A 12764-nucleotide genomic window follows, 5' to 3' on the forward strand; every position below is an offset into this window, starting at 1 on the left:
CTCAGCCCCGGACCCGGAGGCGGTCGGTGCTGTCCTCGCTGGGCTGGACGACGACGATGCCCTCACCGGAGAAGGCCATCTGGTAGGCCTCGCCGCTGCCCCGGCCGATGAGCGACTGCGCCTTGAAGCTGCGCTTGCCCTTGACCTTGAGGTTCGGGGACCACGCGACGAGCGCGTCCGGGTCGACGTACGTCTCGTTCTCGCCGCCGCCGCAGTCGACGACGATCGGCTTGCCCCGGGAGGTCAGCGCGACCCAGCCCTGCCCGGAGATCTTGGTGTTCCACAGGCCCTGGCCGGCGAACTTCGCCAGCCCCTTGACCCGCTCCACGCCCCAGGTGAGGTGCGCGTCGAAGGCGAGCAGATTGGTGGCGTTGACGGAGATGCCGTCGCCGTTGAGGTTGATCACGACGACGTTGGCGCCGTAGTCGGCGAGGTAGAGCAGGCCGTCGCCGGAGCACTTCATCAGCGGCGCGCCCTCGCCGGTCATCCAGTCGCGCGCGATCTGGCGCACGGCCGGCGGGTTGGGCTCGTACTGGATGAAACCCTCGTAGGCGACCATCGAGCCCACGCGCGCGAGGAGGTCGTTCCCGGTCTGGAGAGCGACCTTCAGCATGTGGTTGCCGTGGTTCTCCATCCGGGCGGTGACGGGTGCCGGGGCGTAGCCCGCGAGCGGCTGGTTCATGACGGGCTCCCTCAGACCTCGTACGGCTGGACGACGATGAAGTTGCCGGGAGCGCCCCGGAACTGGAGGTTGACGCTCTCGCCGGTGTCGCCCGGGTAGGCGTTGCGGCGCATCCGCACCTGGCTGGAGACGACGACCTGGGAGGCGGCCGACCAGGCGACGACGGCATTGCAGTCGGCGAAGGTCGTGGGCGTGACCGGCAGGACGACGGGCGTGCCGTGCGTCTTGACGACGATCGTGCCCGTGCCCGTGAACTGCATGGTGAACAGGGCCCCGCCGGGAATGCCGTGGCCCTCGATGCGGCGGACCTCGTACTGGAGGCTCTCGTCGAAGGCGAGGACGTTCTCGGCGGAGACGCAGACGCCGTCGCCCTGGAGTTCGATGGGGTGCAGCATCGTGGAGTTGTCGGCGAGGAACACCTGTCCCTGGCCGGTGCAGCGCATCAGTTGCATCTCCTGGCCGGTCGCGTTGCCCACGATCCGGCCGGCGAAGCCGGCGCCCTTGTAGCTGAAGTCGACCTTGCCCTGGTAGAGCACCATGCTGCCCTGGCGGGCCAGCACGGGCTGGCCGCCGATGCCGAGGTCGACGCGGATCAGCTTCTTGTTCTGCTGCGTCCAGCGCTGCCCGGTGGGCGTCTCCTTGAACTGCTGGAGCGCGGCCGTCACACCGGCGCCGCCCGGGGGCGCGCCCTGCGGCACTCCGTAGGCCTGCTGGGCGGGGGCCTGCCCGAACGGGGGCTGGCCGTGGCCCGGCGGCTGCTGGCCGTAGCCGGGGGGCGGGGTGGCCTGGCCGTAGCCGGGAGGCATCGGGGCCTGCGGCGCCTGGGGCTGGCCGTAGCCGGGGGGCAGCGGGGCGGTCGGGGCGGCCTGGCCGTACGACTGCTGCTGGGGCGGCTGGCCGTACGGCGGCTGCTGGCCGGGCTGACCGGGCTGGCCCGGCTGGCCGTAGGGCGCGGGGGCTGGTGCGGGCGGCGGGACCTGGGCACCGCCGGGCGGGGTGATCGGCGCGACGATGGTGGGTGCGGAGTGCACCGGGGGCGTCGGCGCTGGGGGCGGGGTCGCGGCATGCGGTGTCGCGGCGGGCGGGGCGAAGCCCTGTGCGGCGGGCTGCGGCTGCTGCGGGGCGGGAGCCGGTGCGGGCACGGGCGCGGCTGCGGGCGTCGCGGCGGCGGGGACTCCGAAGGCGGGCGGCGCGGCGGCCTGGGCCGGCGGGGCGAACCCGGGAGCGGCTCCGGTCTGCGGCTGCTGGGGGGCGGCGGGCGCCTCCTCCTCCATGACCTCGCCGCCGAAGTTCTTCAGCAGCGCGTCGAGACCGCCGTCGAAGCCCTGACCGACGGCCGCGAAGCGCCAGACGTCCTTCAGATAGAAGTCGCCCAGCATGACGGCCCGTTCGGTGGAGAACTCCGAGCCGTCGAACGCGTACCGGGCCACCTCCTCGCCGCCCGCGACGATGCGGAGGTACCCGGGGCCGATCTGCGACATCTGTCCGGCGCCGTCGAGGGTCGCCGTGAAGGACAGCTTGTGGATCTGCGGCGGGATCCGGTCGAGGGTGACGCGGAAGGACTCCGTGTCACCCGCCTGGGCGCCCAGCAGCTGGATGGACTCCTCGGGGGACTTCGGCTGGTTGAAGAAGACGAAGTACCGGTCGTCGGAGAGCCGCTCGTCGGCGTCGAGGCCGAAGCAGCTGATGTCGAAGGTCAGGCCCGGACCGGAGATCTGCACGCCTACGTACAGATCCGTGCCCGCGGTGAGGTCACTGATCTTGGCCTTGTGGCCGCGTTGGAATTCCCTGGGCATGCGTAACGACCGTCCCCCATCCCGAATCGAGTGCGTCGCGCCAGGCTAACGGCAAACTCCGACATCGGACGATGTCGGTACAGACCCGGTACACAATGCGCGCGGGACGGTGCCGGGCCTCGTGCGGGACAGTGCTGGCCCTCGCGGAGGATGCGGCTCACTCCTCGCGCGCACCAGGTCCGTGGGGCAGGCGCTCGGCCGCCGCGACCCCTTCCAGGTATCCGCGGGCCCGCTCGGTGCGCGGGTAGGCCTCCAGGAGCCGCCAGAAGTCGGGGCCGTGCCCGGGCACGAGGAGATGCGCGAGCTCGTGCAGCAGGACGTAGTCGATGACGTACTCCGGCATGCCCTTCAGCCGGTGCGACAGACGGATGCTGCCCTCGGCCGGGGTGCACGAGCCCCAGCGGGTGTTCTGGTTGGTCACCCAGCGCACGGAGTGGGGCCGCGCCCGGCCGTCGAAGTACTGCGCCGACAGCCGCTCGGCGCGCTCGGCCAGCTCGGCGTCGCCGGGGACGCGCCGGCTCTCCTGGGCGGCGAGCTTGTCGAGCATGACGCTCACCCAGCGCTGTTCCTCGGCCTCGGACATCCGGGCGGGGATGAGCACGATGGTGCGATCGCCCTCGCGGTACGCGGAGACCGTCCTGCGTCGGCGGGAGCTCCTGCGGACCTCGATCGCGCTCGTCCCCGAGCCGCTCGTCGGCTGACTCGTCGTGCTGCGCTGTGGCGTTCCGGAACGGTGCAGTGGGTCGGCGGGCACGCCAAGACGTTACCCGCTGCACATGGGGGAAGTCCCGACTCCGGGACGGTCGGGTTGCGAGCCGAGACGGTCCGTTCGCCACGTTCGACGGATTTGTACGACGAATCCCCCGGCCTGTGGACAACTTTCGGCGGCCGTCGACGGCGCCCGGCATGCTGGCACGAGCCGGCGGAGCGAGGCCGTCCCCACGCCTCCGCTCCGCCGGTGTACGCAGGTGCAGGCTGATCGCGGCGCGGGGCCGCGGTCTCGGGCCGACGGGGGTTCTCGATGCATCCGATGGTGAAGCCCGCGCTGCGGCGCGGCTGGCGTGACCTCAACACCGTGCAGTTCGGCATGACTCCGGCGCACGCGATGACGCTCGGTCCGGTGGACACCGCGACGGGCAGCTTCCTGGACCTGCTGGACGGCACCCGTGGGCTGCCGCTCCTGCGGGAGGAGGGCACACGCATGGACCTGCCCGACGATCATGTCGATCTGCTGGTGAAACGGCTGGCGCGGGCGGGACTGCTGGACGACGCCCGCGGAGGCGGGCCGGACGCCGACGCGCTGCGGGAGAAGAAGGACGTCCTGGAGCGGCTGCGCCCCGACCTGGCCTCGCTGTCCCTGACCACCTCGGAGCCGGGCGAGGCGGCGGCCCGGCTGGCGGCGCGACGCCGGATGCGGGTGCAGGTGCGCGGCGCGGGACGGGTGGGCTCGGTGCTGGCCTCGCTGCTGGCAGGGGCGGGGATCGGCGAGGTGGACGTCCGCGACGGCGGCCGGGTGGAGCCGGGGGACGTCGCGCCGGGCGGGCTGCCGGTGGAGGCGGTCGGCGAGCGTCGGGACGAGGCCGCGCGGAGGGCGGCGCGCCGGGCGGCTCCTGACCGCCCGCCGCGCAGGAGCGCGAGGTCCCCGGCCGAGCCGGACTCGCCCGGCTTCTCCCTGGTGATCCTCGCCCCGCGTGACGATGTGTCCGTGCACGCGCCCGTGCCGTCGGAGGCCGCGCCTCTGATCGCTTCGGGCACTCCGCATCTGTTCGCGGGAGTGGTGGAGGCGACCGGTGTGGTGGGTCCGCTGGTGCTCCCCGGGGAGACGGGATGCGCGGGCTGTCTGCACCAGGGGCGCACCGACCGGGATCCCGCCTGGCCGCGTCTGGTGGCGCAGTGGCACTGCGGAGGGCGGCGGCGCCCGGCCCGCGCCTGCGATCTGACGCTGGCCACGACCGTCGCCGGGCTGGCTGCCGCGCACGCGATCGCCTTCCTCGACGGCGGGCTCCCGTCCAGCGTGGGAGCGCGCTGGGAGGTCTCGGTGCCGACGCTCCAATGGCATGCGCGACCGGTATGGGCACACGCCGCGTGCCCGTGCGGCGCGGCGGAGAAAGGTAAGGAGGAACACACTGCCCCCGAGGAGCCGGGGTCGCGCGCGACAATGGCGGAGCAACGGCATTCGACGGAGTTACGCCGTACGGCAGAAGCGGCGCGGCTTGCTGGGACCTGGAGGGCGCATGTCTGATCTTCCCCGGAAGGCGGTCACCCGGACCGCCAAGCTCGCCGCGCTCCCGCTCGGCTTCGCCGGCCGGGCCACCTGGGGCCTGGGCAAGCGCATCGTGGGCGAGTCCGCGGAGATCGTCGGCCGCGAGCTGCAACAGCGCACCGCCGATCAACTGTTCAAGGTTCTCGGCGAGTTGAAGGGCGGTGCGATGAAGTTCGGGCAGGCGCTGTCCGTCTTCGAATCAGCCCTGCCCGAGGAGGTCGCCGGCCCCTACCGCGCGGCGCTCACCAAGCTCCAGGAGGCCGCGCCGCCGATGCCGACCCGCACGGTGCACGCCGCGCTCGCCGAGCGGCTCGGCGAGGACTGGTCGGACCTGTTCCTGGAGTTCGACGACAAGCCGGCCGCGGCGGCCTCGATCGGCCAGGTGCACCGGGCGGTGTGGCACGACGGGCGCGAGGTCGCGGTCAAGGTGCAGTACCCCGGGGCGGGTGAGGCCCTGCTGTCGGACCTGACCCAACTCAGCCGCTTTGCCCGCCTGTTGGGGCCCCTCGTGCCCGGCATGGACGTCAAGCCGCTGATCACCGAGCTCCGGGACCGGGTCTCCGAGGAGTTGGACTACGGCCTGGAGGCGCAGGCCCAGCAGGCCCACGCGGAGGAGTTCGCCGACGATCCCGATGTCGTGGTCCCAACGGTGGTCCACCAGGGCGACCAGGTCCTGGTCACCGAGTGGATCGACGGCGTGCCGCTGTCCGAGGTGATCTCCGACGGCACCCGGGAGCAGCGGGACCGTGCCGGTCAGCTGCTGTCCCGCTTCCTCTTCTCCGGCCCGGCCCGCACCGGCCTGCTGCACGCCGACCCGCACCCCGGCAACTTCCGTCTGCTGCCCGGCGGACCGGAGGGCGAGGACGACTGGCGTCTGGGCGTGCTGGACTTCGGCACCGTGGACCGGCTGGCGGGCGGCCTGCCGCAGCCCATCGGCGAGTCGCTGCGGATGACGCTCGACGGCGAGGCGGAAGCGGTCTACGAACTGCTGTGTACGGAGGGCTTCGTCAAGAAGTCCATAGAGCTGGACCCGGACGCCGTCCTGGACTACCTGTTGCCGATCATCGAGCCGGCCCGGGTGGAGGAGTTCACCTTCACCCGGGACTGGATCCGCAGTCAGGCCGCCCGGATCGCCGACCCCCGCTCCCCCGCCCACCAGCTGGGCAAGCAGCTCAACCTGCCCCCGGCGTATCTGCTGATCCACCGGGTGACGCTGAGCACGATCGGAGTGCTGTGCCAGCTCGGCGCGACGGTACGGCTGCGCGAGGAGCTGGAGGCGTGGCTGCCGGGGTTCGTCCCGGAGGAGGAGCTGGAGGCGGAGGAGTCGGTGGCGGAGGCGTAAGAGCGCGAGGCGCAGGACGTGGGCGTGAGGCGTGCGGCGTCTCAACGCACTGCGGGGGCCGGTCCGTTCGGACGGACCGGCCCCCGCGGGGAGAGCTTCGCCTCCCCTGTCGGGAGGCCACCGCTTCAGGTGGGAAGGGTTACTGCATCACGGCCATCGCGAGCGCCCGGCGGGCGCGCAGGGAAGCGCGCTCGGCCCGACGCTGCATCCGGCGGGCGGTCGCCAGGCGCATGGCCCGGCGTTCCCGCTCGGCCTCGTGCAGTCGGTCGTGCATATGCGCACGAGCCAGGGCTTCTGGGATGAGTTGCATCTCTCGGGTCCTGTTCTGACGCGAGTCGTTCGCGCCGGTGGTGGTGACGTCTTCAGTCGCGGAGCCGGCGGGCTCGCTGGTGGACGGCTTCATCGGGGCCTGCTTCTTGGGGTCGTGCGTGAGGGGACGGTCGATCGTTCCTGCGGTGTTCATGCCGTGACCGGGTTCTTGCGCGGGCGGCCACGCGGCCGCTTCCGGGCGACGACGACGCCCTGGACGAACAGTTCGCCACCCCAGACGCCCCAGGGCTCACGCCGCTCCTTGGCGCCGGCGAGGCAGGCCTCCATCAGCGGGCAGGTGCGGCAGAGGGACTTGGCGTACTCGACGTCCGCGGGCGACTCGGCGAAGAAGACCTCCGGGTCGTAGGAGCGGCAGGGGACGGGTACGCCGAGGTTCTCGATGGCGTCGTCGAGCGCGGTGAGCGCGGTGAGCGGGGTCAAGGTGGGGTCCTCCGTGAGGCCGGGCGGGGGGATCGTTTCGGAAGGCGGTACGGACGGGGCGTGCGCTTCGAGTTGCACGGTTCGTCTTCCTCGTCTGGTCGGTCGGCCCTGTAGGGCCGGTGGCGGCTGGTACCGGGTTCTTTTCTTGTCCCGAGGCCCCTTCGCTCCGTCATCCCCGTTGGAGGACAAACAGAAGGGCCGCGGATCCCGGATGGGGTTCCGCGGCCCTGAAGGCGCCGGCCTGATCGATGATCAGGCTGGATCACTCCAGGGTTCTGGCCCACGGAAGGCCCACATCAGGTGGTGCTGCGTCGTCTGCTCCCGGAACCCGGCACCGGTCGCCGTAAAGGCATAGGCCTTCGCCTGTGCCACTACTGCCGCTTCCAGTGCCTTGGTCGGTCGCTCGCTGCGCTCGCGGACGAGGAGGCCCGCGGGGGCAACGGAGGAGGACGCCGGCCGATCGGCGCGAATGCCGGACAGACCGGTGCCCAGGTTCGAGGCGCCGAGCATGCACATGGAGACGATCGAGCGATCGGTCAGTTTGACGGTGCTGGTGGAGCTGGTGTTGTTGATGATCACTGGAATCGCCTCCTCTCGGCGTCTCGGGGGACCAGGGGTGAGCCCGGTCCGACGGATATGTAAGTAGAGCACGGGATCAGGGCCTTGGAGAAGGCCTCTGTTCTCGTGCCTAAGAACCTATGGGGATTGCCGGGGCATGCGCAAACTATTTTTTCGACGAGTTCGGATCAGTCTTGTCCGGCCTCTTCCGCCGGATCCTGGCCTGCGCAGATGGCGAGCACATCGGCTCCGTAGCGGTGGAACTTGCGCATGCCGACACCCGGGATCCGCGCCAGCTCCCCCGCCTCCTCGGGGACCGTCTCGGCGATCGCGACGAGGGTCTTGTCCGTGAAGACGCAGAACGCGGGCTGCCCGTTGCGTCCCGCCTGGATCGCGCGCCAGGAACGCAGCCGCTCGTAGAGGCCCTCGTCCATGTCCGAGGGGCAGTCCTCACAGCGCATCAGCTTCATCTCCCCGGCCTCGGTGAGACTGCGCCCGCAGACCCGGCAGCGAGCCGGAGTGCGCTGCGTCCGCCGCGGCACGGCGGACACTCCCGTCGCCGCGCTGCTGAAGCCGCGCTCGACGCCTCCCGAGGCCGCGGATCCGCCCCGGCCCGCGGCGGCTCCCGTGCCGGGGCGCAACCCGTCCAGGAAGCGGCTGGGGCGACGGCTGGGGCGTCCGCCGGGCGAGCGGGACAGCGCCCAGGAGACATGGAGCCTTTCGCGGGCCCGGGTGACCCCGACGTAGAGGAGACGGCGCTCCTCCTCGATCTGCTCGTCGGTCTTCGCGTAGGTGATCGGCATCATGCCCTCGGCGACGCCGACCAGGAAGACGACGTCCCACTCCAGGCCCTTGGCCGAGTGCAGGGAGGCGAGGGTGACGCCCTGCACGGTCGGCGCGTGCTGGGCGTTCGCCCGCTCGTCGAGCTCGGCGACCAGGTCGGCGAGGGTGGCGCCGGATCTGGCGGCGGAGAAGTCCTGGGCCAGGTTGACCAGGGCGGCCAGCGACTCCCAGCGCTCTCTGACCGCGCCGGAGCCGGCCGGGGGCTGCGCGGTCCAGCCCTCGCCGGACAGCACCGCCCGCACCTGGGAGGGCAGGTCGACGGCGTCTTCGAGGAACGTGTCGTTGCCGCTGAACCGGGCCGAGCCACGCAGGGAGACGATGGCCTTGCGCACCTCGGGGCGGTCGAAGAACCGCTCGGCGCCGCGCAGCTGGTAGGGAATGCCGAGGTCGGCGAGGGCCTGTTCGTAGGTCTCGGACTGGGCGTTGGTGCGGAACAGGACGGCGATCTCGGCAGCGGGGACGCCGGCGGCGAGCAGTTCGCGGATACGGCGGGCGGCGCCCTCGGCCTCGGCGGGCTCGTCGGTGTGCTCGGAGTAGGCCGGTTCGGGCCCCGGGCCGCGCTGGGAGATCAGCTCCAGACGGTGGTCGGCGGCGCGGCCCCGGGCCTGGGCGAGCAGACCGTTGGCGAGGCGCACCACCTGCGGTGTGGAGCGGTAGTCGCGGACCAGCTTGACGACGGTGGCGCCGGGGTGGCGGGTGCGGAAGTCGAGGAGGTGGTCGGGGGTGGCGCCCGTGAAGGAGTAGATCGTCTGGCTGGCGTCGCCGACCACGCACAGGTCGTCCCGCTCGCCGAGCCACAGCTCCAGCAGACGCTGCTGAAGGGGGCTGACGTCCTGGTACTCGTCGACGACGAAGTGCTGGTACTGGGCGCGGACCTGGTCGGCGATGTCGCGCCGGTCCTGGAGGACGGCGACGGTCAGCAGCAGGACGTCCTCGAAGTCGATGACGGAGCGCTGCCGTTTGAGGTCCTCGTAGGCGGCGTAGAGCTGGGCGATCTCGGCGGGGTCGCGAGGGGCGTCACGGCCCGCCTTGACGGCGGCGAGGGCGTAGTCGGCGGGGACGGTCTGGGTGACCTTGGACCACTCGATCTCGGCGGTGACGTCCCGCAGTTCGCCCCGGTCGAGGCGGATGCGGCAGGCGGCCGCCGCGTCGGCCACGAGCTGGATCTTGCGGTCGACGAGCCGGGGCAGGGAGCCACCGACTGCTTTCGGCCAGAAGTACTGGAGCTGGCGCAGGGCGGCGGAGTGGAAGGTGCGGGCCTGGACGCCCTGCGCGCCGAGCTGGCGCAGCCGGCCGCGCATCTCGCCGGCGGCGCGGTTGGTGAAGGTGACGGCGAGCACGCTGGAGGGCTGGAGGATCCCGGCGCGGACCCCGTAGGCGATGCGGTGGGTGATGGCCCGGGTCTTGCCCGTACCGGCTCCCGCCAGCACGCACACCGGACCGCGCAGGGCCGTGGCCACCTCGCGCTGCTCGGGGTCGAGCCCTTCGAGCACCGCGTCGGCCGAGTCCGGTACCTGCGGGAAGAGGGTGGAATGCGTTGCTGCTGTCACACAGCCATGCTGCCAGGTCGCCGGAGACCGGTGGGACGGTTGTCCACAGGCGGGCCTTCGCAGTCGTACTAATGCGGCAGGCGTCACGTCGCGGAGCGGTCTCCTCGCGGGAATGGCGACGCCTGTGCGGACGTTCCTCCACTGCGACCAGACATCCCCGACCCACCGAAGGAGCGCGCCGAGATGCCGGGCACCGTGACGATGTACAGCACCACGTGGTGCGGCTACTGCCGCCGGCTGAAGAGCCAGATGGACCGCGAGGGCATCGCGTACGAAGAGATCAACATCGAGCAGGACCCGGAGTCCGCGGCCTTCGTGGAGAAGGCGAATGGCGGAAACCAGACGGTGCCGACGGTGCTCTTCCCCGACGGCTCGACGCTGACGAACCCTTCGCTGGCCCAGGTCAAGCAGAAGGTCGGCGCGTAACCCACGGCTGGGCGATGAGGGCGGTCCCCGAGGTACTGCGAAGTACCTCGGGGACCGCCCTTCTCTCTGCGTGCCTGTTCTCCTCGCGGGACTTCTCGCGTCGCGTCACACGAAGCTGCGGGTCGGCAGCGGCTTGCCGTACCAGAGCTCGATCAGGCGGGCCGCGATGGAGATGCCGTAGGGCGGCAGGACCTCGCCGGACTCGAAGGCCGCGCCGAGTTCGTCGCGGGAGAACCAGCGGGCTTCGTGGATCTCGTCGCCGTCGACGTCGATGGCGGTGGAGGTGGCGCGGGCGACGAAGCCCAGCATGAGGCTGGACGGGAACGGCCAGGGCTGGCTGGCGATGTAGTCGACCTGCCCGACGCTGACGCCGACCTCCTCGAAGACCTCGCGGCGCACGGCCTGCTCGATGGACTCGCCGGGCTCGACGAAGCCCGCGAGGGTCGAGAAGCGGCCCTCGGGCCAGTGGACCTGGCGGCCGAGCAGGATGCGGTCCTCCTCGTCCGTCACCGCCATGATCACCGCGGGGTCGGTGCGCGGATAGTGCTCGGCCCCGCAGGCGGGGCAGCGGCGGATGTGACCGGCGGCCGCGATGACCGTGCGCTCGCCGCAGCGGGAGCAGAAGCGGTGGGTGCGCTGCCAGTTCTCCAGGCCGACGGCGTGCACCATCAGGCCGACGTCACGCGGTGACAGCAGCAGTCCGGCCTCGCGCAGTCCGGCCGGGCGGGCCGACTGGTCGATACGGCCGGGCAGCGCGTCCTTCTGGAGGGCGAAGTAGCTGACGCCGTCCTCGTCGGTGCCGAGGAAGTAACGGTGGGCCTCGGTGAGGGGCGCTTCGAAGGACGGGGTCATGACGAGTTCGGTCCGGCCCTCGGACGTCTCGTCGATGAGGACCTGGCCGCCGGAGACGACGAAGCAACGCGTCGTGGGGTGGCTCCATGCCGCGGCGAGCCAGGCCTCGTCGAGCCGGTGGTGGGCGGCGCGGTCGATGCCGCTCGGTGCGGTGAGCGAGACGGGCCGGTCGGCGTTCTGGTCGGTCCAGGTGGTCACGGGTGCTTCCAACTCCCCCGGTGGAACGGTGGTTTCGGCGGGCGGTTCAGCAGGACGTACGGCAGGGGACGACCGTGAGGCCGTCAGGGCGCGCGGCGCCAGGTCTCGGCGAGGTCGCCCCACAGGTGGGCGGCGGTCTCGACGCCCTTGAGGAGGAGGCTCAGTTCGACCTTCTCGTTCGGGGCGTGCCAGCCGTCGGACGGGACGGAGATGCCGAGGAAGAGCACGGGTGCCCCGAGGACTTCCTGGAGGTCGGCGGCGGGCCCCGAGCCGCCCTCGCGCGTGAAGCGGACGGGGCCTTCGAAGGCGCGGCCCATGGCGCGGACCACGGCTTGCAGGGCCGGGTGGTCCAGCGGGGTCAGACAGGGCCGGGTGGCGGGACTGAAGGTGATCTCGTGCCTGATCCCCGCGGGCACCTGTGCTTCGGCCCACGCGCGGACGGCCTTCTCGACCTTGTCGGGGTCCTGGCCCGCGACCAGCCGGAAGGACAGCTTCACGAAGGCCGAGGACGGGATGATCGTCTTGCTGCCGGGGCCCTGGTAGCCGCCGCCCATGCCGTTGACCTCGGCGGTGGGGCGGGCCCAGACGCGCTCCAGGGTGGTGTGTCCGGCCTCGCCGTGGGCGGCGTGGGACTTGGCGGTGCTCAGCCACCGCCGCTCGTCGAAGGGCAGCTCGGCGAAGAGTTCGCGTTCGCGGTCGGTGAGCTCGACGATCCCGTCGTAGAAGCCGGGGACGGCCACCCGCGCGTGCTCGTCGTGCAGGGCGGCGATCAGCCGGGCCGCCGCGGTGGCCGGGTTGGGCACGGCGCCGCCGAAGGAGCCGGAGTGGATGTCCTGGTCGGGGCCGGACAGCCGGACCTCGCACTCGGCGAGCCCCCGCATGCCGGTGCACACCGTGGGCGTGTCCTCGGACCACATGCCGGTGTCGGAGACGATCACGGCGTCGGCGGCGAGCCGTCCGGCGTTCTCCTCGACCAGGGCGCGGAAGTGCGGGGAGCTGGACTCCTCCTCGCCCTCGATCAGCAGCTTGAGGCTGACGGCGGGGGCGGTGCGGCCGGTGGCGGCGAGGTGGGCGCGGACGCCCAGGGTGTGGAAGAAGACCTGTCCCTTGTCGTCGGCCGCCCCGCGCGCGTAGAGGCGGTCGTCGCGGACGACGGGTTCGAAGGGGTCGCTGTCCCAGCCGTCCTCACGGGCGGCGGGCTGCACGTCGTGGTGGCCGTAGACCAGGATCGTGGGCGCGTAGGGGTCGCCGGAGGGCCACTCGGCGTAGACGGCGGGCGCGCCCGGCGTCTGCCAGACCTCGGCGGTCGGGAAGCCGGTCTCCTTGAGCTTCGCGGCGAGCCAGTCCGCGCTGCGCCGTACGTCGGGGGCGTGGTCGGGCTGCGCCGACACCGACGGGATGCGCAGCCACTCGGCGAGGTCGTCGAGGAAGGCGGCACGGTGACGCGCGATGTACGTGCGGACGGCGCTGACGGCACTGTCAACGGGATGGCTCATGGTCACGA

12 protein-coding genes are annotated in these 12764 nt (G+C 72.0%); 3 read left to right on the forward strand and 9 right to left on the reverse strand.

What is annotated here, in order from left to right; all coding sequences use genetic code 11:
* Window position 1 precedes the first annotated feature (1 nt).
* From ACFYX4_RS38190 to ACFYX4_RS38200, 3 genes are all read right to left on the reverse strand, one after another.
* Window positions 2-682 carry an AIM24 family protein gene (locus ACFYX4_RS38190; protein WP_389344022.1) on the reverse strand — a complete coding sequence of 227 codons (681 nt, stop codon included), beginning with the start codon at window positions 680-682 and terminating at the stop codon, window positions 2-4.
* An 11-nt stretch (window positions 683-693) separates the two neighbouring features.
* Window positions 694-2478, reverse strand: coding sequence for a TerD family protein (locus ACFYX4_RS38195; RefSeq protein ID WP_389344024.1), 1785 nt, complete (start codon window positions 2476-2478; stop codon window positions 694-696).
* A gap of 157 nt (window positions 2479-2635) precedes the next feature.
* Complete coding sequence (locus ACFYX4_RS38200; RefSeq protein ID WP_389344026.1) at window positions 2636-3232, reverse strand: M48 family metallopeptidase; 597 nt, start codon at window positions 3230-3232, stop codon at window positions 2636-2638.
* A 267-nt stretch (window positions 3233-3499) separates the two neighbouring features.
* On the opposite strand from ACFYX4_RS38200, the gene ACFYX4_RS38205 reads away from it, so the two are divergent.
* Both ACFYX4_RS38205 and ACFYX4_RS38210 read left to right on the forward strand, forming a co-directional pair.
* Window positions 3500-4720, forward strand: coding sequence for a TOMM precursor leader peptide-binding protein (locus tag ACFYX4_RS38205; protein ID WP_389344028.1), 1221 nt, complete (start codon window positions 3500-3502; stop codon window positions 4718-4720).
* Entirely contained in the window at window positions 4713-6083 is a 1371-nt protein-coding gene (locus ACFYX4_RS38210; RefSeq protein ID WP_389344030.1) for an ABC1 kinase family protein, read from the forward strand. The genes ACFYX4_RS38205 and ACFYX4_RS38210 overlap by 8 nt, the downstream gene beginning before the upstream one ends.
* 139 nt (window positions 6084-6222) lie before the next feature.
* On the opposite strand, the gene ACFYX4_RS38215 is transcribed toward ACFYX4_RS38210, so the two are convergent.
* From ACFYX4_RS38215 to ACFYX4_RS38230, 4 genes are all read right to left on the reverse strand, one after another.
* A complete protein-coding gene (locus tag ACFYX4_RS38215) occupies window positions 6223-6546 on the reverse strand; it encodes a hypothetical protein (protein ID WP_389344032.1) in 324 nt (107 codons plus the stop codon).
* Window positions 6543-6911, reverse strand: coding sequence for a WhiB family transcriptional regulator (locus ACFYX4_RS38220; protein ID WP_073754157.1), 369 nt, complete (start codon window positions 6909-6911; stop codon window positions 6543-6545). Before ACFYX4_RS38220 ends, ACFYX4_RS38215 begins: the two co-directional genes overlap by 4 nt.
* A 174-nt stretch (window positions 6912-7085) precedes the next feature.
* Window positions 7086-7412, reverse strand: a complete 327-nt coding sequence (locus ACFYX4_RS38225; protein ID WP_389344034.1) for a hypothetical protein — start codon at window positions 7410-7412, stop codon at window positions 7086-7088.
* Window positions 7413-7579: 167 nt separating this feature from the next.
* Window positions 7580-9871 carry an ATP-dependent DNA helicase UvrD2 gene (locus ACFYX4_RS38230; protein WP_389344036.1) on the reverse strand — a complete coding sequence of 764 codons (2292 nt, stop codon included), beginning with the start codon at window positions 9869-9871 and terminating at the stop codon, window positions 7580-7582.
* A gap of 96 nt (window positions 9872-9967) precedes the next feature.
* Here ACFYX4_RS38230 and ACFYX4_RS38235 point away from each other — a divergent pair, with 96 nt between their 5' ends.
* Window positions 9968-10210 carry a mycoredoxin gene (locus tag ACFYX4_RS38235; protein ID WP_389344038.1) on the forward strand — a complete coding sequence of 81 codons (243 nt, stop codon included), beginning with the start codon at window positions 9968-9970 and terminating at the stop codon, window positions 10208-10210.
* Window positions 10211-10315: 105 nt separating this feature from the next.
* Here ACFYX4_RS38235 and nudC read toward each other — a convergent pair whose 3' ends face one another.
* Window positions 10316-11260 (reverse strand): NAD(+) diphosphatase, encoded by a 945-nt coding sequence (gene nudC, locus ACFYX4_RS38240; protein ID WP_389344040.1) that lies wholly within the window; start codon window positions 11258-11260, stop codon window positions 10316-10318.
* An 83-nt stretch (window positions 11261-11343) separates the two neighbouring features.
* Window positions 11344-12756: a dipeptidase gene (locus ACFYX4_RS38245; protein ID WP_389344042.1), complete on the reverse strand. Its 1413-nt coding sequence runs from the start codon at window positions 12754-12756 to the stop codon at window positions 11344-11346.
* Between the last annotated feature and the right edge of the window lie 8 nt (window positions 12757-12764).

It is taken from the genome of Streptomyces sp. NPDC002328, from assembly GCF_042890065.1.
GTDB lineage: Bacteria > Actinomycetota > Actinomycetes > Streptomycetales > Streptomycetaceae > Streptomyces.

Coding starts and splice junctions, on each gene's coding strand:
- ACFYX4_RS38210 (WP_389344030.1), top strand. CDS start 4,713: ATGTCTGATCTTCCCCGGAAGGCGGTCACCCGGACCGCCAAGCTCGCC.
- ACFYX4_RS38205 (WP_389344028.1), top strand. CDS start 3,500: ATGCATCCGATGGTGAAGCCCGCGCTGCGGCGCGGCTGGCGTGACCTC.
- ACFYX4_RS38235 (WP_389344038.1), top strand. CDS start 9,968: ATGCCGGGCACCGTGACGATGTACAGCACCACGTGGTGCGGCTACTGC.
- ACFYX4_RS38195 (WP_389344024.1), bottom strand. CDS start 2,478: ATGCCCAGGGAATTCCAACGCGGCCACAAGGCCAAGATCAGTGACCTC.
- ACFYX4_RS38245 (WP_389344042.1), bottom strand. CDS start 12,756: ATGAGCCATCCCGTTGACAGTGCCGTCAGCGCCGTCCGCACGTACATC.
- ACFYX4_RS38215 (WP_389344032.1), bottom strand. CDS start 6,546: ATGAACACCGCAGGAACGATCGACCGTCCCCTCACGCACGACCCCAAG.
- ACFYX4_RS38190 (WP_389344022.1), bottom strand. CDS start 682: ATGAACCAGCCGCTCGCGGGCTACGCCCCGGCACCCGTCACCGCCCGG.